This is a genomic window from Microbacterium sp. 1.5R (assembly GCF_007667425.1).
Lineage (GTDB): Bacteria > Actinomycetota > Actinomycetes > Actinomycetales > Microbacteriaceae > Microbacterium.
In genome coordinates this window covers 680,879-699,615 of record NZ_VDRC01000002.1, presented here as the reverse complement: position 1 = coordinate 699,615, position 18,737 = coordinate 680,879, and the positions used below count along the sequence as shown (strand labels likewise).

Here is an 18,737-nt window from a genome sequence, read left to right as displayed (position 1 = left end):
CCCTCTGAAAGGAACACGCATGACCAAGCAGTCCATCTTCGGACGTATCTCGACCCTCGTCCGCGCGAACATCAACTCGCTCCTCGACTCCGCCGAGGACCCGCAGAAGATGATCGACCAGCTCGTCCGCGACTACACCAACAGCATCGCGGACGCTGAGTCGGCCATCGCCGAGACCATCGGCAACCTGCGGCTCCTCGAGCGCGACCACGAGGAAGACGTGCAGGCCGCCACGGAGTGGGGCAACAAGGCTCTCGCCGCCAGCCGCAAGGCCGACGAGATGCGGACGAGCGGCAACGCCGCGGATGCCGACAAGTTCGACAGCCTGGCGAAGATCGCACTGCAGCGTCAGATCAGTGCCGAGCGGGAGGCCACCGGAGCCGAGCCGCAGATCGCGTCGCAGACCGAGATCGTCGACAAGCTCAAGTCCGGCCTGAACGGCATGAAGGACAAGCTCGTCGAGCTGAAGAACAAGCGCAGCGAGCTCATGGCCCGCGCCAAGGTGGCCGAGGCGCAGACCAAGGTGCAGGACGCCGTGTCGTCGATCAACGTCCTCGACCCGACCAGCGAACTGGGCCGTTTCGAAGACAAGGTGCGCCGACAGGAGGCACTCGCCCAGGGTAAGGCCGAGCTCGCCGCCTCGAGCCTCGACGCCCAGTTCGAGAGCCTCGAAGACCTCGGAGAGCTCACCGAGGTGGAAGCCCGCCTCGCCGAGCTGAAGGCCGGCGGCTCCACCGCCTCGCGCCAGGCCATCGAAGGCTCCTGACACACCCCGCGGATGCCCCGGACGACCGCGTCCGGGGCATCCGCACTTCCCCGGGAGAGAATCATGGTGCGTTTCCTCGTCGTGCCGCAGTGGCAGGGGTCGCCCGCCGCTCGCGCGATGCTGCTCGTCGACGGCGCCTCAGCGATCGCCGGCGATCTTCCCCGTGCGGCCACGACCGTGCTCGACGTCCCCGTCGAGGCAGGCGAGTCCCTCGGCACAGGGGTGCGCCGTCTGAGCGCACTGCGCCGCACCCGTGAGCTCGTCGCCGAGAGCATGACCGCCGACACGATCGTGATCGGCGGCGACTGCAGCGTCACGGTGGCCGCCCTCGACGCGCTCCCCGGCGGCACCGACGACCTCGCGATCGTCTGGTGCGACGCTCACGCCGACCTCCACTCCCCCGACACCTCGCCGTCAGGGGCATTCTCGGGTATGGCGCTGCGCGCCGTCCTCGGCGAAGGGGAACCGCAGCTCGCTCTCGCACCCGGCGTCGCTCGCGACCGCGTCGTCGCCGTCGGGATGCGCAGCCTCGACGACGAGGAGGTGTCCGTCCTCGACGGACTGCGCCGTCTCTCCGTCGACGATCTCACTCAGGTCGATGCACTCGCGGACGCCGTGTCCGCGACCGGAGCGAGCCGGGTCTGGGTTCATATCGACGTCGACGTCCTCGACCCCTCCGACATGTCCGGCGTCTCGGACGCGGCTCCGTTCGGCGTCGCGCCCGCCACGCTCAGTGCGGCGATCCGTGCGTTGCGCGCGCGCGTTCCGCTGGCGGGCGCCACCATCGCGGGTTTCGCACCGCGCTCCCCCGGCGACGCCGTCGACGACCTCGGCGCCCTGCTGCGACTCGTCGGAGCGGTCGCATGACCGTCGACTGGCGGCCGGCAGCCGAGCGGACCCTCGAGCGCGGTCGCCGGCTCGACCGTCGCATCCCCTCCTTCCTGATGCGGTCTCCGATCAGCCGCGTGGGCTACTGGTGGGGCACCGCCGTGGGCTGGGTGTGGGGATCGCTGTGGAGCACCGGGCCGGTCGAACGTCGTGCGGGCCTCTGGGTGTTCCGCGGAATGCCGCGATGGACGTTCGCTCGCGGCGGCGTGTGCGTGGGCGGCTGCTTCCTCACCGGCGATGCACAGCCGAGCGAAGCGATGCTGCGGCACGAAGCCGTGCACAAGGCGCAGTGGCTCCGCTACGGATTCCTCATGCCGGTGCTGTATCTGTTCGCGGGGCGCGATCCGCTGCGCAACCGCTTCGAGATCGAGGCCGGTCTGGAAGACGGCAACTACGTGCGACGCACACGCTGACAGTCGCACCGCGCGTCCATCATCACGGCTCCGGCCGGCGATACCGGGTCAGCAGTCGCAGGGCAGCCGACCGAGGTCAGCGGTTGGAGGTCAGCCGATCGAGGTCGGCCGACCGAGTTCAGCGGTCGGAGGGCAGCAGACCGAAGCGCTCGGGAGCGTGGATGCGATGCGCATCGACGTCGAGCGTGCCTGTCAGGTGCTCGACGATATCCGCGGTTCCCAGGTAGCCGCCGAGGAGTGTGATGTGCGTCTCGTCCTCGTCGTTGCAGAGCATCTCGTCGGCCCAGGCGCAGGTCGCGCGCGTGAGTGCCTGGCCGGGCGCGCAGGAGCGACCAGTGCCGGGAGCGCCGGAGCGCCGGTCGCGAGCGAGCCAGGTGACGGTCATCCGTGCGGGAGCATCGATCAGCCCGATGTCCGACGCCTGCGCGACCTCGACGAAGATGCGGCCGGAGGCGCACAGCGGCAGAGTCGCCAGGAAGGCCTGGAGTTCGGCGAGAGAGTTCTCGTCGGCCGTCACGAGGTGGTGCGCACGACGGCGAGCGGCGCGGCGTTCGGCGCGCGTGCTGCGGGTGTCGAGGGAAGCACTCATGATGCTTCGATCGTACACCAGGTGAAGGGTTGCCTAACCTTCTTCGCCCGCCGATTCGACGAGTGTCTCGCGGAGGGCAGCGAGCTCGGCATCCGTCATCCCGTTCGCCCGCAGATAGCCGGCTGCCGAACCCCACCGCTCGTCGACCACTCCCAGGAGCGTGCGCATGACCTCGGCGGGTGACTGCGTCGCGAGCGCCACCGCGTGCACGGCCTCCGGATGCTGACTGCGCAGGTAGGCCGCGATGCGCCGGGAACGCTCGGCGGGCAACTGGGATTCGGTCAGTGCGTAGTCGTCGATCACCGCGTTGCGGTCGGCACCCACCGCAGAGAGCGCGAGGGCGACCGTGACCCCCGTGCGGTCCTTCCCCACCGTGCAGTGCACGAGAGTCGGCTCGCCGTCGGCGACGACGCGGATGGCCGCGACCAGACGATCGCCGCTCTCCTCCAACAGGTGCAGGTAGAGATCGTCGAGACTCGTGTCGCTCTCGAAGAACGACCGCACCGAGCCGAGGAACAGAGGGAGATGCGTCGTCTCCGGCCCCTCGATCCCGCTGGGCTCCGCGGCGACCTCCTCGCCGTCTCGAAGGTCGACGATGCGCCTGACCCGGTGTCGCAGGGCGTCGGCTCCCGACGTCGTCGCCCCCGAGAGCTGGCCGGAACGCAACAGGATGCCGGAGCGGATGCGACCGCCCTCGGCCGGGATCCCGCCGACATCACGGACGTTGGTGACGCCGTCGATGTCGAGGATCGTCATGCCTGCGCCTGCGGCGCTCGCGGCGGCACCGGGTAGCGCCCCGCGATCACGACGCGGTTGAAGGCATTGATCGAGATGCACGCCCAGCTGAGCGCCGCATACTCCTTCTCGGTGAAGATGGTTCCGACGCGGTCGTAGACGTCGTCGGAGATCCCGTCCTCGGAGATGAAGGTGAACGCCTCGGCCAGCTCCAGTGCCGCCCGCTCGCGTTCGGTGAAGACGTCGCTCTCGCGCCAGGTCGCGATCTGCGTCATGGTGTCGGCGTCGATGCCCGCTGCGGTGGCGCGGTCGACGTGCACGCGTGTGCAGTAGGCGCATCCGTTGAGCTGCGACGAGTGGATCATGACGATCTCCTTGAGACGATCGTCGATGCCGTTCGCTGCGCAGATCTGCCCGACGGTCTTCGAGAAGGCATCGAGAGCCTGGTACGCCGTCGGCTCGGTCTTGGAGAGGTGCACCCGCGTCTCGGTCATGCCTCCATGATATTCCGCGGAGACGGGGAGTCACTTGGGTATCACGCCAGCCCGACCAACACAGAATGACCAACACAAGGGCGTACTGATTCGCATTAAGCCCAATGACTATGCATTATCTCTTCGCGATATGCTCCCGCATTTCCACGACGCCCTCCGCACGCAGCAGAATGATCATGTGGCGACCGACATCAGCGAGTTCAGCTATCTCACCGCGCAGGCCGATGCTCTGGGCGTCCCCGTCCCCTCTGTCGACAGGCTCGTCCTGCCGCTCTCCGACGGCCGGCAGGTCAGCGCACTCCGCTATGGCAGCGAGCCGCCTCGTGTCACCTTCCTGCACGGCGCCGGTCTCAACGCCCACACCTGGGACACCACGGTGCTCGCCCTGGGTCGGCCCGCCCTCGTGGTCGACCTCGCCGGCCACGGCGACTCCGCCTGGCGCGACGACCTCGACTACACGCCCCGCACCCTCGCGGTCGACGTCGCGAGCGCACTCGACGCGTGGGCCGACCGTCCGCAGCTGGTGGTCGGACAATCCCTCGGCGGCCTCACCGGAGCGGCTCTCGCCGCCGCGCGCCCCGACCTGGTCGCCGCACTCGTCATCGTCGACATCACCCCCGGCATCGACACCTCGGCCGGCCCTGCGGCCCTGCGCGAGTTCTACGCGGGCCCCACCGACTTCGCGACTCGAGACGAGCTCGTCGACCGGGCCATCGCGTTCGGCTTCGGCGGCACGCGCCCCGACACAGAGCGCGGAGTGTTCCTCAATACCCGCGTCCGATCAGACGGCCGCGTCGAGTGGAAGCACCACTTCGCGCACCTCGCCGCGCAGGCACTCGCCGCCCACGACCCCGGTCAGGCTGAGGCGCCGTCTCTCCTCAGCGCCGCGGGATGGGACGACCTCGCGCGCACCGCCGCGCCCGTGACTCTAGTGAGGGCGGAACGCGGCTTCGTGACAGCCGCCGATGCGGAGGACTTCGGCCGCCGCCTCCCCCGCGCCACCGTGACCGCGGTGGACGCCACGCACAACGTCCAGGAGACGGCGCCGCGTGAACTGGCGGCCCTGGTCGCCGACCGCCTCCCCGTCGAATTGTGACGTTCCGTTCCCGATCCGACCCCGACCCCTCCGCCTCGTCCCTAGGCTCGATCCATCGGCACACAGCAACTGCCGCACCGAGAGGAATCCCACCCATGTTCCGACGTACCAGGCGACTCGCGCTGATCTCCGCGATCGCGGCGAGCGCCGTCATCCTGAGCGCCTGCACCGGCACCGCAGCACCCGAGAGCACGACGCCGGTCGGCGACCCCGATCCCGACGCCACGCTGCAGGTCGGTCTCGTCCTCGAACCGACCAACCTCGACATCCGCCGCACCAGCGGCGCGGCGATCGAGCAGATCCTCATCGACAACATCTACGAGGGCCTGGTGAGCCGCGACGAGGCGAACGAGATCGTGCCTCGACTCGCCTCCGACTACGAGGTGTCCGAAGACGGCCTGACCTACACCTTCACGCTGAACGAGGGCATCACGTTCCACAGCGGCACGGCGCTCACCTCGGCCGACGTCGTCTCCTCCTACGAGGCCGTGCGCACCGACACGACGCTGCAGGGCAACGCGGAGTTCGCCTCGGTGGCGTCCGTCTCCGCACCCGACCCGACCACGGTGCAGATCGTGCTCACCGCCCCCGACCAGAACTTCCTGTTCTCCCTCACCGGCCCCGCCGGTCTCGTGTTCCAGACCGGCGACACCACGGACCTGAAGAACGCGGAGAACGGCACCGGCCCGTTCACGCTCTCACGCTGGAACAAGGGCAGTGCGATCACCTTCGCGCGCAACGACGCGTACTGGGGCGAGCCGGCCGGCGTGGCCGAGGTCGAGTTCCAGTACATCCCGGACTTCACCGCCGGCGTGAACACCGCCCTCGACGGCGGTGTCCAGGTGCTCACCGCCGTCGATCCGAACCTCGCCCCGCAGCTCGAGGACTCCGGCGACTTCACCCTGACCACGGGCCGCACCACCGACAAGGCGACACTCGCGTTCAACAACGCCAAGGCTCCCCTCGACGACGTCCGCGTACGCGAGGCGCTCCGGCTGGCGATCGACCACGAGGGTCTCGTCGAGGCGGTCGGCGCGGGCTCCACCCTGTACGGTCCGATCCCCGAGCTCGACCCGGGCTACGAAGACCTGTCCGACGTGGTCTCCTACGATCCCGAGAAGGCGAAGGAACTCCTGGCGGAGGCAGGTCAGGAGGACCTCGAGCTCACACTGACGATCCCGAGCTTCTACGGCACGACGGTGCCGAAGGTGCTCGTGTCCGACTTCCAGAAGATCGGCGTGACCCTCAAGGTCGACTCCGTCGAGTTCCCGACCTGGCTGGAGGACGTGTACACGAACCACGACTACGACCTCAGCTTCGTGCTGCACGTCGAGCCGCGCGACTTCGGCAACTTCGCGAATCCGGACTACTACTTCGGCTACGACAACGCCGAGGTGCAGGATCTGTACACGAAGGCCCTGGCCGAGGTCGACCCCGACGAGTCGGCGAAGCTGCTGGCCCAGGCGGCCCGCATCGTGTCGGAGGACCACGCGGCCGACTGGCTCTACAACGGCGCGACCATCACCGCGGTGAGCCCGCTCGTGAGCGGCTTCCCGCAGGACTCGATCAACTCGCGCATCAACCTCGCCGGCGTGACCGTCGCCGCCGAGAAGTGATCACGGCCCGCATTCCGTGATCCGCTACACGCTCGTCCGAGGAGCCCTGCTCATCGCAGGGCTCCTCGTGTCGAGCGTGATCATCTTCCTGACTCTCCGCGTCTTCCCGGGCGACGTGGCTCAGCTGATCGCCGGCACCCAGGCATCGCCCACCGAGGTCGAAGCGCTGCGTGAGTCGCTGGGGCTCAACCGCCCCCTCCCGGCGCAGTATGCGGACTGGATCGGCGGCATCTTCCGCGGTGACCTCGGGACCTCCCTGCTCTCCGGCGCTTCGGTCGGCGAGGAGCTCGCGCAGAAGGCGCAGGTGACGGTCCCGCTCGGCATCATGTCGCTGCTCATCGCGGTCCTGATCGCCGTCCCCTTCGGCATCCTCGCCGCCCTGCAGCGCGGTCGTCGCTCCGGGGCCGCCCTGAGCGTGGGCGCCCAGGCCCTCGCCGCCGTCCCGGTCGTCTGGGCCGGCATGATGCTCATCGTCGTCTTCTCGGTGTGGCTCGGATGGCTGCCGCCGCAGGGCTTCCCCCGCACCGGGTGGAGCACCCCCGGCAGGGCCGTCGAGTCGCTGCTGCTGCCTGCGCTCACGATCGGCATCGTCGAGGGGGCCATGCTCATGAGGTTCGTCCGCAGCGCCACGCTGCAGGCGGCCGGACAGGACTTCGTGCGGACGGCCGCGGCGAAGGGCCTCACCCGCACCCGGGCGCTCATCTCGCACGGCATCCCGGCCGTGGGGCTGTCGATCGTGACGGTGCTCGGTCTGCAGGTGGCCGGGATCATCGTGGGCTCGGTCGTCATCGAGCAGCTCTTCACGCTGCCGGGGATCGGCCGGATGCTGGTGACGGACGTCGGCACGCGCGACCTCATCAAGGTGCAGAGCGAGCTGCTCGTGCTCACCGGCTTCGTGCTGGTCGTCGGCTTCGTGGTCGATCTCGTCCACCGGGCGATCGATCCGCGACAGAGGGAGGCCTGATGTCCGACTGGTTCGGCAGGCTCTGGCGCAGCGGAACGGGTCGCTTCGGCGTCATCGTCATCGCGGTCGTCGGCGTCACCGCCCTCGTCTCGCTGTTCTGGACGCCCTTCGACCCCCAGGACTCCGACCTGCGGTCGCGCTGGGCGACGCCGAGCTGGCCGCACCTGCTCGGCACGGACGACACCGGTCGCGACATCCTGAGCCTCCTCATGGCGGGCGCCCGTACGACGGTCTTCGTCAGCATCGGCGCCGGGCTCGTCGCGACCGTCGTCGGCATCGCGCTCGCGGCGCTCGGCGCGCTCACGGCGCGCTGGCTGCGGGAGACGGTCGCCGTGCTCATCGACATCCTGATCGCGTTCCCCGTGCTGCTCATCGCCATGATGATCTCCTCGGTGTGGGGCGGTTCGCTGTGGGTCGTCATCTGGTCGGTGGGCATCGGCTTCGGCGTCAACATCGCCCGCGTCACGCGGCCCGAGCTGCGCCGTGTGCAGCAGAGCGACTTCATCCTCGCCGCGCGGGCCTCCGGCCTCACCGCAGGTCAGAGTCTGGCCCGTCACCTGCTGCCGAACGTCGCCCCGGTCTTCATCGTGCAGCTGTCGTGGTCCATGGCCGTCGCCGTGCTGGCCGAAGCAGGCCTGTCGTATCTGGGCTTCGGGGCCTCGGTCGTCGAGCCCAGCTGGGGTCTGCTGCTCTCCGATCTGCAGCGCTACATCGGCGTGCACCCGCTGTCGGTGATCTGGCCGGGTCTCGCGATCACGGTCACGGTGCTCGCGCTGAACCTGCTCGGCGACGGTCTGCGCGAGGCCACCGATCCGACGCTGCGGCATCGCGCCGCAGAGACGCACACTCCGGCGGTGGTCGCGTGAGCCTCGAAGTCGTCGATCTCGTCGTCGAGATCGATGGGCGCCGCGTGGTCGACGGCGTGTCGTTCGCGGTGCCGGACGGCGCGCGCGTCGGCCTGATCGGCGAGTCCGGATCGGGCAAGTCCCTCACGGCCCTGGCGATCCTCGGGCTGCTCCCCGAGGGCGCGACGGCGAGCGGCAGCATCCGGTGGAACGGTACCGAGCTGATCGGGATGCCGGATCGCACGCTCGCGCGACTGCGCGGCGACGAGATCGGCATCGTGTTCCAGGAGCCCCGCACCGCCTTGAATCCGATCCGCACCGTCGGCAGGCAGATCGCCGAGTCGATCCGCATCCACGAGAGCATCGGTCGACGCGAGGCGCGGGAGCGGGCGGTCGAGGAGGCAGCGCGAGTGCGGCTGCCCGACCCGGCGTCGATCGTCGATCGCTACCCGCACCAGCTCTCAGGCGGGCAGCGGCAACGCGTGGCCATCGCCATGGCGCTCGCCTGCCGGCCGCGCCTGCTCATCGCCGACGAGCCGACGACCGCGCTCGACGTCACCATCCAGGCCGAGATCCTGTCGCTCCTGCTGTCGCTCGTCGCCGACCAGGGCATGTCGCTCGTGTTCATCACCCACGACCTCGCCGTACTCGCCCAGGTGGCGACGCACGGCGTCGTGCTGGAGCACGGCCGGGTCGTCGAACAGGCGCCGGTCGCTCAGCTGCTCGGCGACCCGGTGTCCCCCGTGACGCAGGGGCTGCTTCGCGATGCGACGGCGACCCTGTGGCGTCCGGACGGAGGCACGGCATGAGTCTGATCGAGGCCCGCGGCCTGAGCCGCGAGTTCGTGGTGCCGAAGCGCTCGCCGTTCGAGCGCACTCGTCGCCAGACTGCGCTCGCCCCCACTGACCTCGATGTCGCCGAGGGGTCGTCTGTCGGAATCATCGGTGAATCCGGCTCAGGCAAGTCGACGCTCGTGCGACTGCTGCTCGGTCTCGACCGACCGACCGCCGGCACCGTCGAGGTCGGGGGGCGCCGGGTCGACGCGACTGCATCCGCTCGTTCGCTGCACTGGCTGCGCCGGCAGACCGGCCTCGTGTTCCAGGACCCCTACGCCTCGTTGGATCCGCGGATGACCGCCGGGCAGATCATCCGCGAGCCGCTCTGGGCGCTGGGCATCGAGGGCGACCATGCGGATCGCGTCCGTGAAGTGCTCGGCCAGGTGGGTCTGGAGCCGGAGATGGCCGACCGCTACCCGCACGAGTTCTCCGGCGGGCAGCGTCAGCGCATCGCGCTCGCCCGCGCCATCGTGCACCGGCCGCGCATCCTCGTCGGCGACGAACCGCTGTCGGCGCTCGACGTCACCGTGCGCGCACAGATCCTCGAGCTCCTGATCGAGCTGCGGCGCACCGCCGATCTCACCCTGCTGCTCGTCTCGCACGACATCGGGGTGGTGCAGAACCTCTGCGACACCGTCGTCGTCATGAAGGACGGGCACGTCGTCGAACGGGGCACGACCGCCGACGTGCTGCTGCACCCGACCGAGGACTACACGCGCGCTCTGCTGGCGGCGATCCCCGTCCTTCCGCATCCCGAGGACTGAGCCCGTCGACTCTGCGCGCGCGTCAGCGGACGGACGAACGCCCGAAGAGTCGGCGACGTCTGGCCGGGGTCAGCGCCCGGCGCATGTACACCGTGCCGAGCTCACGGCCGAATTTGTGACCGACGCGGCCCATCCGGCCCGCTTCCACGAAGCCGAGGCGCTCATGGAGCCTGATCGACGCCTCCGCCTTGCTGTCACTGATCACCGCGACCATCTCGCGGATCCCCAGCTGCTCGCAGGCGTCGATGAGCGCCTGCAGCAGCGCCTTCCCCAGCCCCTTGCCGCCGGCGCCGGGGCCGAGGTAGATCGAGTCCTCGATCGTGTAGCGGTAGGCGTTCTTCCCCGCCCACGGCTGCGCGAGGGCATACCCCAGGACGACGCCGGACGGCGACACGGCGACGAGGAAGGGAAGCCCGAGCTTGGTGAGGAACGCGAACTTGTCCCGCCAGTAGGGGATGCTGCTGCGGCGCTCGTCGAGCGTGACGACCGAGTTGCTCACGAAGTGGTTGTAGATCTCGCGCACATGCCCGAGGTCGGCGACCCGGGCGGGACGGATCGTGTACGAGAACACGTCCGGGACCTGGGCCGGGCGCAGATGGCGCGGCAGGACGCGGCGACGGTCCCCTGGCTCGAACTGCATGCGATCAGTGTAGGGGCGGCTCCCCCTCGACACGCCAGTCGACGGGGTCTGCGCCGAGCCCGTCGAGCAGGGCGTTCGCGCGCGAGAACGGTCGCGACCCGAAGAAGCCTCGACTGGCCGACAGCGGCGAGGGATGCGCGGACGCGATGACCGGGGTGTCGCCGAGGAGCGGCTGCAGATTCGCGGCATCCCTCCCCCAGAGGATCGCCACGAGCGGCTGGTCGCGCGCGACGAGCGCACGGATCGCGAGCTCGGTGACCTTCTCCCAGCCCCAGCCGCGATGCGAGGCGGCCTCGCCGGGGCGGACCGTGAGCACCCTGTTCAGCAGCAGCACTCCCTGATCGCTCCAGGCGGTGAGGTCGCCGTGCGGCGCCGGAGGGATGCCGAGATCGCTCTCGCGCTCCTTGTAGATGTTGCCGAGGCTGCGCGGGAGCGGTCGCACGTCACCGTCCACCGCGAACGACAGGCCGATCGGATGCCCGGGCGTCGGGTACGGATCCTGCCCCGTGATCAGCACCTTCACCTCGGCGAGCGGACGCTGGAACGCCCTGAGCACATCGGAACCGGCCGGCAGGTATCCGCGCCCCTCTGCCTGCTCGGAGCGCAGCCGCTGCCCCAACGCCGTGATCGTGTCCTGTTCGGGTGCGAGGGCGTCGGCCCACCCCTGATCGATGGCCCCGTCGGCCGCGAGTTCCGAGAGGGTCCGCGCCGTCATCGCTCGTCGACCATGCGCACGCGGAGCGGCCCGCGCGCCAGCAGGTGGTTCGCCGACTGGGCGACCGGACGCATCGTGACGAGGTCGAGGTTCACGTGGCCGGGGGCGTCGAGCGCATAGGCGATCACATCGGCGACGTCCTCGGCGAGCAGGGGCTGTTCGACGCCGGAGTACACGGCCTCAGCCGCCGCCTTGTCGCCGCCGAGGCGGTTGAGCGTGAACTCCTCGGTGTGCACGAGCCCCGGGGCGACCTCGGACACGCGGATGGGCTCGCCGTTGAGCTCGAGCCGCAGCGCGTGCACCAGCATCGACTCGGCGGCCTTCGCAGCGTTGTAGCCGGCACCGCCCGGATACGCGACCTGCGCCGCGGTGGAGGTCACGAAGAGGGTGTCGGCGTGACCATCGGCGGCAGCCGCACGCCGCAGCAGGGGCAGGAGGCCGGCCACCAGACGCTGGCTCGACAGCACGTTCGCGTCGAACATCCACTGCCAGTCGGCGATCGATCCGTCCTCGACGCGGTCGGTCCCGCGCGCGCCGCCGGCGACCTGCACCAGCGCGTGCACCGGGCCGGTGGCGTCGAGCTCCGCGACGAGGGCGGCGACGGCATCCGCGTCCGTCAGGTCGCAGGCGATGGCCGATGCGCCCGTCTCGGCGACGAGCGTCGCGAGACGCTCCTGTCGGCGGGCGACGCCGACGACGTCCCACCCCCGGCCGCGCAACGCGCGCACCGTGGCCTCCCCGATACCCGAGCTCGCTCCTGTCACGACTGCACGCCTGTTCGCCATGCCTTCCACCGTACGATGTTCCGCGAGAAAACGCGGGCGCACACTGTTACGTCACATTTCCCGGTCGTTGTTGACACGCAACGATGTTCCGTACTGTCGCTGCAAGGCATCAGCCGCATCGACCTTCCGACCGTTCCAGGGGGAACACATGTCCGCACCCGAGACCTGGCGTTTCGAGACCAAGCAGATCCACGCCGGCGCCGCGCCCGACCCGGTGACCAAGGCCCGCGCGACGCCGATCTACCAGACCACGTCGTACGTGTTCGACAGCGCGGACCACGCGGCGAACCTCTTCGCCCTCGCCGAGTTCGGCAACATCTACACGCGCATCCAGAACCCGACGCAGGATGTCCTGGAGCAGCGCCTCGCGGCGCTCGAGGGGGGCACCGGCGCCCTCGTCCTCTCCAGCGGCCAGGCGGCGTCCACGTTCGCCGTGCTGAACATCGCCCAGGCCGGCGATCACATCGTCTCGTCGAGCTCGATCTACGGTGGCACGTACAACCTCTTCAAGTACACGCTGGCGAAGCTCGGCATCGAGGTCACGTTCGTCGAGAACCAGGACGACCCCGAGGAGTGGCGTCGTGCGGTCCGTCCGAACACGAAGCTGTTCTTCGCCGAGACGATCGGCAACCCGCAGATCAACATCCTCGACATCCGCACCGTGGCGGACGCAGCGCACGAAGCGGGCGTCCCGCTCATCGTCGACAACACGATCGCGACCCCGTACCTCATCCGTCCCTTCGAGCACGGTGCCGACATCGTCGTGCATTCCGTCACGAAGTTCCTCGGCGGACACGGCACCACCATCGGCGGCGTCATCATCGACGGCGGCACCTTCGAGTGGTCGAAGAACGTCGAGAAGTTCCCCGGCCTCACCGAGCCGGACCCGTCGTACCACGGTGCGAGCTACACCACTGCCGTCGGCGACCCGCTGGCCTACATCATCAAGGCCCGGGTACAGCTGCTGCGCGACCTCGGCTCGTCGATCGCTCCGCAGAGCGCCTGGAACCTCATCCAGGGCATCGAGACCCTGTCGCTGCGCATCGAGCGTCACGTGCAGAACGCGCAGGAGATCGCCGAGTGGCTCGACCGCCGCGACGACGTCGCGAGTGTCAACTACTCGGGCCTGCCCTCGTCGCCCTGGTACGCCGCGGCGAACACCTACGCGCCGAAGGGCGTCGGCGCCGTGCTGTCGTTCGAGCTCAAGGGCGGCGTGGAGGCGGGTCGTGAGTTCGTCAACAGCCTGTCGCTGTTCAGCCACCTCGCCAACATCGGCGACGTGCGCTCGCTGGTCATCCACCCCGCGTCCACCACGCACGCCCAGCTGACGCCCGAGCAGCAGCTCACCGCCGGCGTCACACCCGGTCTCGTCCGCCTCTCGGTCGGCATCGAGAACATCGACGACCTCAAGGCCGACCTCGACGAGGCATTGGCTGCGGCCCGCCGCGTGTCGGAGGCGGCGCGCGCCTGACCCGCCCTCCTCGCAGAAGTGCCCCGGGCCTCTCCCGGGGCACTTCTGCGTTCGGCGTGCGCCCAGGCTCCTCGGTCGAGAATGGAACCCCCACCCCGAGGAGCACCATGACCGACGTCGCAGCACCGCGCGCCGCCCGCTCCCGGCACCGCACCGTCGCTCGAGTGATCGCCGGCTCCGCCGCCGCGACCCTGATCGCGACCGTCTCGGCGTGGGTGCCCGGGATCGTCGGCACCGCGGCATCCGTCGTGCTGCCCTGGGTGGGACTCGTGCTCGCGCTCCTCGTCGTCGTCGCGCTGATCCGGGCCCGGCGGCTCCTGCTGCTCCTGATCGTCCCGGTCGTCGTGTGGACGTCGGCCGTGCTCCCCACCGCCCCGGGCTGGGCGATGTCGACCGAGGCGCCGACCCTGCAGGTCGTCAGTCAGAACGTCCGCGCACACTCGGGCGGCGCGATGTCGTCGGCCGAGCAGATCGCCGCCTCCTCCCCCGACGTCATCGCCCTCACCGAGCTCGACGGCGACAGCCTCGGGGCAGCCCGCTCCGCGCTCGACGAGCGGTACCCGCACTCGTACGCCGTCGGAACGGTCGGGGTGTGGAGCCGCTATCCGCTGACGAGCGCCGATCCGCTCACCCTCGGTCTCGACTGGAAGCGCGCGCTGCGCGTGACGGTGCAGACGCCGGATGCCGAGGTCGCGGTGTACGTGCTGCACGCCGCCTCCGTGCGTCCTGGGCAGCAGGAGGGCCGCGACACGATGCTCGCGAACCTCGCCGACACGGTGGCGTCGGACGGCGCCCGCGCAGTCGTCGCGGTCGGAGACTTCAACGCCGCTTCGGCGGACCCGGCGCTCGGCGCGCTGCGCGGGCAGCTCGACTGGGTGCGGCCGACCGACGGCACACTCGGCTTCACCTGGCCGGCCGGGTTGCCGCTCGCCCGCATCGACCAGGTGTTCGCCCGAGGGCTCGACGTCGCCTCGTCGGGCACGATGCACGCAGGTGCGAGCGATCACCTCGCCACCGTCACGACATTCGTCCTCTGACTGGGCCGCTGCGACGGGCGACGCTCCCGGGCGGCGTAACGTTCAGTCGTCGGAGCACCCATCACGGGACAATGGAGGGATGGACTGGCAGACGACCTCTGAAGACACGGTGCCCTCGGCACCCGTGACGGAGGCCGACGTCCGGCTGCTCCGCGCACGCCCACCGGCGACCGGCGCGTGGCGCGACGGCGATCCGGTCGGCGGCCGTCGTTTCGCCTCCTTCGGGGCGTTCCGCACCGAGAGCGGGGCCGAGCTCCCCGGCATCCGTCTGGCTTTCGAGTCGTGGGGCGAGCTCAACGCCGCCCGCGACAACGCGATCCTCGTGCTGCACGCGCTCACGGGCGACAGCCACCTGCGCGGCGAGGCGGGTGCCGGCCATCCGACCGCCGGGTGGTGGGAGGACGTCGTCGGTCCCGGAGCGCCGCTCGACACCGATCGCTGGTTCGTGATCGCGCCCAACATGCTCGGCGGATGCCAGGGATCGACCGGCCCCGCGAGCATCGCACCCCGCGGCATCGAGTGGGCGTCCCGCTTCCCCTATCTGACGGTCCGGGACCAGGTCGCAGCGCAGGTGCGTCTCGCCGATGCGCTGGGCATCGACACCTGGGCGGCCGTGATCGGCGGCTCGATGGGAGGCATGCACGCGCTCGAGTGGGCGGCCACCCACCCCGAGCGCGTGGAGCGGCTCGCCGTGCTGTCGTCTCCGCCCGTCACCACCGCCGACCAGATCGCGCTCAACACCGTGCAGTTGGAGACGATCCGCATGGACCCGCGCTACCTGGGCGGCGAGTACTACGACCTGTCCGACGGCGACGGACCCCACCGCGGACTCGCGCTCGCGCGGCGCATGGCTCTGCTGAACTATCGCAGCCCCATCGAGCTGAACCAGCGGTTCCAGCGCTCGTGGCAGTCCGACGTCTCACCGCTGGGGCACGGGGGGCGTTTCGCCGTCGAATCCTACCTCGACTTCCACGGCAACAAGTTCACCCGGCGGTTCGACGCGAACAGCTACATCACGCTCGTCGAGGCCATGAACTCTCACGACGTCGGTCGCGACCGCGGCGGAGTCGAGGCGGCGCTCGCAGCCGTGACGGCGCGCACTCTGGTGCTCGGCATCGACAGCGACCGCCTGTTCCCGGTCGACGGCCAACACCGGATCGCGCGCGGCATCCCGAACACGCTCGACGGTGACGAGGCCGTGGTGCTCGTCAGCGACTTCGGTCACGACGGCTTCCTCATCGAGACGCAGGCCGTCGGCGCGCATCTGCGGCGGCTGCTGGCGGCATGACGACCGATCACGAGGTGAGGCGCGGGGCGACGCTCACCCGGCGTTGAGGTTCCACGGAAGAGCACCGGTGTCGAGCCGCAGGTCTCCCCAGGCGAACACGGTTCCCGCCGCCCCGGGGAGCACGCGCGTGGAGAAACGTCTGACGACGCCCGCTGTGGCGAGTGCGTCGTCGACCGACCCCGCCGTGCTCAGCTTGTGGAGGGTCATCCAGGTCGGCGGGAACAGCGTCCACTCCCCCGCCGCGTGCCGGGACAGCGCGCCCGCGGGGCTGATCCACTGCGCGTCGACGACCTCGCCGGCCGAGAGCCTCAGATCACCCGTCGGTGCCGTCGCGAGGAAGAACCAGGTGCGGATGCGCACCGGCGCCTCGACCGGAGGCTGCCACCGCGAGAGGGTCACTGCGTCGTCGACGACCAGTCCGACCTCCTCCCATGTCTCGCGGATGCCCGCGCGACGCGCGAGATCGACCTCCTCGTCGCCCGGCCTGCGATCGGACTCCTCGACCTTTCCTCCGGGGAAGACCCAGGCGTCGGCGAACGACCCCCGCCCGGGGCGTCGCATGAGCAGCACCTCTACCGCCGCAGCGTCGCCGAGCGTCGGTGAGCCGGGTCGCAGCAGGACGACGGTGCCCGCGATGGGAAGGTCATCGAGGTCGGTCATCCCGTCACTCTACGGGCGCGGTCTCGAACCGGAGACGAGCGCCGGCTCAGGGAGACGAGCGCCGGCAGAATGGAGCGCCGGCTCAAGAGTGAGAGCCGGCTCAGAAGACGGGAACCGGATTAGGAGACCAGCGCGGGCCGGCGGGCCTGCGCGCGGTAGGCGATCAGGGCGATCAGCAGGCCGGCGAGCGCGAGCACGGCACCCGTCCACGACGGCGCGGTGAACCCCCACCCGGCCGCGATCACGACGCCGCCGAGGAAGGCGCCGAGGCTGTTGCCGATGTTGAGCGCGGAGTGGTTGATGGCTGCGGCGATCGACTGATTGTCACCGGCGACGTCCATGAGCCGCGTCTGGATGGTCGGACTCAATGCCGCCGAGACGAAGCCCACGACGAGCACGAGCAGGGCCAGCGTGACGATCCACGCCGACAGGAGCGCGAGGAGCACGAACACCGCAGCCATGGCGGCGAGGCCGAACAGCAGGGTGCGCCGCAGATCGATGTCGGCGAGGTGACCGCCGACGAGATTGCCCACGGTCATGCCGATGCCCATGAGGACGAGCACGATCGGCACCACCCACTCCGGAGACCCGGCGACCTCGGTGACGAGGGGGGCGATGTAGCTGTACACCGCGAAGAAGCCGCCGAACCCGATCGACCCGATGCCGAGCGTGAACCAAACCTGCGGGATGCGGAACACCCCGAGCTCCTGCCGCATCGTGCGTCCGGGCGTGCCGGGGTGCTCGGGGACGAACAGCAGGATGCACAGGGTCGCGATCGCGAAGACGAGCGCGACCACACCGAACGCCGCGCGCCAGCCCCATTGCTGCCCGAGGAACGTGCCGAGGGGAACGCCGACGACGTTCGCCACGGTGAGGCCGGTGAGGATGAAGGCGACGCCCTTGGCGCGGTTGCCCGGCCCCATGACCTCGGCGGCGACGAGAGCGCCGATCCCGAAGTAGGCGCCGTGCGGGAGCCCGGCGAGGAAGCGCGAGACGCCGACGAGCTCGAATGTCGGCAGCACCACGGTCAGGGCGTTGAAGACCGTGAGGGCGAGTGCGAGCCCGATCATCACGCGGTGCCGTGGGAACCGCGCCACGAAGCCCGCGATGGTCGGAGCCCCCACCACGACGCCCAGCGCGTAGAACGAGATCAGCCAACCGGCCTGACTCAGCGCATCCTCCTGGCTGCGTGCCCAGAGACCTGGGAGCAGCTCACCGGCGATGTTGGGCAGCAGGCCCATGATGACGAACTCGGTCATGCCGATGCCGAAGCTGCCGATGGCGAGGGAGAGGAGCGCCCACTTCGCCGCACCCCTCGATTGAGTCGAGGGATTCACCGGATCAGCTTAGCGGCTCGACCGGGCGAACGCGGCGGGCGTGGTGCCCAGCACCCGGCGGAAATGGCGGGTCAGATGAGACTGATCGTGGAATCCGGCGTGCGCGGCGGCGCTCGCGGGCGCCTCTCCGTCGAGAAGCAGCCTTCGCGCCAGATCGAGGCGACGACTCACCACGTACTGATGCGGCGCGAGCCCATACGTCTCCGAGAACACACGGATGAGGTGGCTCGGGTGCACACCGAACGACGCGGCGACCTCGGCGAGCGCGAAGGTCTCGGTGAAGCGTTCGTCGAGCTCCGCGCGCAGCCGACGGGCCAGCGGGGAGTCGGCTGGCCCCGCAGTCGGCTCGCCCAGGTGGGCGAGCACGAGCCGGCGCACCGACAGCATCCAGTGCTCGGCGGCGAGCAGATCACCGGGCGCGGCGAGCGCTCCGTGCACGCGACGGATCGCCGTGAGCACTCCCTGATCGGTGAGCGTCGGCCGAGACACCGACAGAGACCGCGCTCGTGTCGGCAGCCAGTCGCCGTCGAGGTAGACGACGCGTTTGCGATAGGGCTGGCCGGGGATCGCCGAGCGTCCGTCGTGCGGAATGCCGGGCGGCAGCAGCGTCATGGCGCGCGGCGCAGCGATGTGCGACTCCCGGTGCAGTCCGTAGGAGACCGCGCCGCGGTCGACGAGCATCACGGCCCAGCCGTCGTGCGCGTGCATCGGATAGGCGTGCTGGAAGGTGGCGTGATAGATCTCCCTGATGCCCGGGACCGCGGGATGCCACGCTCGGACGACGTCTGCCACGCAACA

General features: G+C 70.0%; 21 protein-coding genes. 12 read left to right on the top strand and 9 right to left on the bottom strand.

The features are described 5' to 3' along the window. The first annotated feature begins 19 nt into the window (after positions 1 to 19). The 3 genes from FSY98_RS14195 to FSY98_RS14185 all read left to right on the top strand — a co-directional run bounded on the left by FSY98_RS14195 (position 20) and on the right by FSY98_RS14185 (position 2,067). Positions 20 to 766, top strand: a complete 747-nt coding sequence (locus tag FSY98_RS14195; protein ID WP_144877290.1) for a PspA/IM30 family protein — start codon at positions 20 to 22, stop codon at positions 764 to 766. Positions 767 to 829: 63 nt separating this feature from the next. Further along, a complete protein-coding gene (locus FSY98_RS14190) occupies positions 830 to 1,633 on the top strand; it encodes an arginase family protein (RefSeq protein ID WP_144877289.1) in 804 nt (267 codons plus the stop codon). Further along, positions 1,630 to 2,067 carry a Fe-S oxidoreductase gene (locus FSY98_RS14185; protein WP_144877288.1) on the top strand — a complete coding sequence of 146 codons (438 nt, stop codon included), beginning with the start codon at positions 1,630 to 1,632 and terminating at the stop codon, positions 2,065 to 2,067. Before FSY98_RS14190 ends, FSY98_RS14185 begins: the two co-directional genes overlap by 4 nt. Positions 2,068 to 2,185: 118 nt before the next feature. On the opposite strand, the gene FSY98_RS14180 is transcribed toward FSY98_RS14185, so the two are convergent. From FSY98_RS14180 to FSY98_RS14170, 3 genes are read right to left on the bottom strand one after another with little or no spacing between them, the layout of a single operon-like run. Beyond that, complete coding sequence (locus FSY98_RS14180) at positions 2,186 to 2,656, bottom strand: SIP domain-containing protein (RefSeq protein WP_144877287.1); 471 nt, start codon at positions 2,654 to 2,656, stop codon at positions 2,186 to 2,188. A gap of 33 nt (positions 2,657 to 2,689) precedes the next feature. Beyond that, positions 2,690 to 3,412: a tyrosine-protein phosphatase gene (locus tag FSY98_RS14175; RefSeq protein ID WP_144877286.1), complete on the bottom strand. Its 723-nt coding sequence runs from the start codon at positions 3,410 to 3,412 to the stop codon at positions 2,690 to 2,692. Continuing rightward, positions 3,409 to 3,885, bottom strand: coding sequence for a carboxymuconolactone decarboxylase family protein (locus FSY98_RS14170; protein WP_144877285.1), 477 nt, complete (start codon positions 3,883 to 3,885; stop codon positions 3,409 to 3,411). The genes FSY98_RS14175 and FSY98_RS14170 overlap by 4 nt, the downstream gene beginning before the upstream one ends. A 130-nt stretch (positions 3,886 to 4,015) precedes the next feature. Here FSY98_RS14170 and FSY98_RS14165 point away from each other — a divergent pair, with 130 nt between their 5' ends. The 6 genes from FSY98_RS14165 to FSY98_RS14140 all read left to right on the top strand — a co-directional run bounded on the left by FSY98_RS14165 (position 4,016) and on the right by FSY98_RS14140 (position 10,006). Then, on the top strand, positions 4,016 to 4,981 hold the full coding sequence (locus FSY98_RS14165; protein ID WP_144877284.1) for an alpha/beta fold hydrolase: 966 nt from the start codon (positions 4,016 to 4,018) through the stop codon (positions 4,979 to 4,981). Positions 4,982 to 5,076: 95 nt separating this feature from the next. After that, positions 5,077 to 6,597, top strand: coding sequence for an ABC transporter substrate-binding protein (locus FSY98_RS14160; protein WP_144877283.1), 1,521 nt, complete (start codon positions 5,077 to 5,079; stop codon positions 6,595 to 6,597). 16 nt (positions 6,598 to 6,613) lie between these two features. Further along, positions 6,614 to 7,561 (top strand): ABC transporter permease, encoded by a 948-nt coding sequence (locus FSY98_RS14155; RefSeq protein WP_144877282.1) that lies wholly within the window; start codon positions 6,614 to 6,616, stop codon positions 7,559 to 7,561. Next, a complete protein-coding gene (locus tag FSY98_RS14150; protein ID WP_144877281.1) occupies positions 7,561 to 8,427 on the top strand; it encodes an ABC transporter permease in 867 nt (288 codons plus the stop codon). Before FSY98_RS14155 ends, FSY98_RS14150 begins: the two co-directional genes overlap by 1 nt. Beyond that, complete coding sequence (locus FSY98_RS14145) at positions 8,424 to 9,215, top strand: ABC transporter ATP-binding protein (protein ID WP_144877280.1); 792 nt, start codon at positions 8,424 to 8,426, stop codon at positions 9,213 to 9,215. Before FSY98_RS14150 ends, FSY98_RS14145 begins: the two co-directional genes overlap by 4 nt. Then, on the top strand, positions 9,212 to 10,006 hold the full coding sequence (locus FSY98_RS14140) for an ABC transporter ATP-binding protein (RefSeq protein WP_144877279.1): 795 nt from the start codon (positions 9,212 to 9,214) through the stop codon (positions 10,004 to 10,006). The genes FSY98_RS14145 and FSY98_RS14140 overlap by 4 nt, the downstream gene beginning before the upstream one ends. A gap of 22 nt (positions 10,007 to 10,028) precedes the next feature. Here the strand turns inward: FSY98_RS14140 and FSY98_RS14135 are convergent, their stop codons facing one another. The 3 genes from FSY98_RS14135 to FSY98_RS14125 are packed head-to-tail and all read right to left on the bottom strand — an operon-like array spanning position 10,029 to position 12,146. Continuing rightward, positions 10,029 to 10,646, bottom strand: a complete 618-nt coding sequence (locus tag FSY98_RS14135; RefSeq protein WP_144877278.1) for a GNAT family N-acetyltransferase — start codon at positions 10,644 to 10,646, stop codon at positions 10,029 to 10,031. Positions 10,647 to 10,650: 4 nt separating this feature from the next. Next, positions 10,651 to 11,361, bottom strand: coding sequence for a uracil-DNA glycosylase (locus tag FSY98_RS14130; RefSeq protein ID WP_144877277.1), 711 nt, complete (start codon positions 11,359 to 11,361; stop codon positions 10,651 to 10,653). Next, complete coding sequence (locus tag FSY98_RS14125; RefSeq protein ID WP_144877276.1) at positions 11,358 to 12,146, bottom strand: SDR family oxidoreductase; 789 nt, start codon at positions 12,144 to 12,146, stop codon at positions 11,358 to 11,360. Before FSY98_RS14125 ends, FSY98_RS14130 begins: the two co-directional genes overlap by 4 nt. Before the next feature lie 148 nt (positions 12,147 to 12,294). Between FSY98_RS14125 and FSY98_RS14120 the strand changes: the two genes are divergently transcribed. The 3 genes from FSY98_RS14120 to FSY98_RS14110 all read left to right on the top strand — a co-directional run bounded on the left by FSY98_RS14120 (position 12,295) and on the right by FSY98_RS14110 (position 15,942). After that, positions 12,295 to 13,617: a bifunctional o-acetylhomoserine/o-acetylserine sulfhydrylase gene (locus FSY98_RS14120; protein WP_144877275.1), complete on the top strand. Its 1,323-nt coding sequence runs from the start codon at positions 12,295 to 12,297 to the stop codon at positions 13,615 to 13,617. Between the two features lie 107 nt (positions 13,618 to 13,724). Next, entirely contained in the window at positions 13,725 to 14,654 is a 930-nt protein-coding gene (locus tag FSY98_RS14115) for an endonuclease/exonuclease/phosphatase family protein (protein WP_144877274.1), read from the top strand. A 79-nt stretch (positions 14,655 to 14,733) separates the two neighbouring features. After that, positions 14,734 to 15,942, top strand: coding sequence for a homoserine O-acetyltransferase (locus FSY98_RS14110; RefSeq protein WP_144877273.1), 1,209 nt, complete (start codon positions 14,734 to 14,736; stop codon positions 15,940 to 15,942). 33 nt (positions 15,943 to 15,975) lie between these two features. Here the strand turns inward: FSY98_RS14110 and FSY98_RS14105 are convergent, their stop codons facing one another. The 3 genes from FSY98_RS14105 to FSY98_RS14095 form a co-directional block, all read right to left on the bottom strand. After that, positions 15,976 to 16,602: an NUDIX hydrolase gene (locus FSY98_RS14105; RefSeq protein WP_144877272.1), complete on the bottom strand. Its 627-nt coding sequence runs from the start codon at positions 16,600 to 16,602 to the stop codon at positions 15,976 to 15,978. A 119-nt stretch (positions 16,603 to 16,721) separates the two neighbouring features. Then, the gene (locus tag FSY98_RS14100) at positions 16,722 to 17,939 is read right to left on the bottom strand and encodes an MFS transporter (protein ID WP_144877271.1); all 1,218 of its coding nucleotides are present in this window, start codon (positions 17,937 to 17,939) and stop codon (positions 16,722 to 16,724) included. 9 nt (positions 17,940 to 17,948) lie between these two features. Continuing rightward, positions 17,949 to 18,731, bottom strand: a complete 783-nt coding sequence (locus FSY98_RS14095; RefSeq protein WP_186307728.1) for an AraC family transcriptional regulator — start codon at positions 18,729 to 18,731, stop codon at positions 17,949 to 17,951. Positions 18,732 to 18,737: the final 6 nt, after the last annotated feature.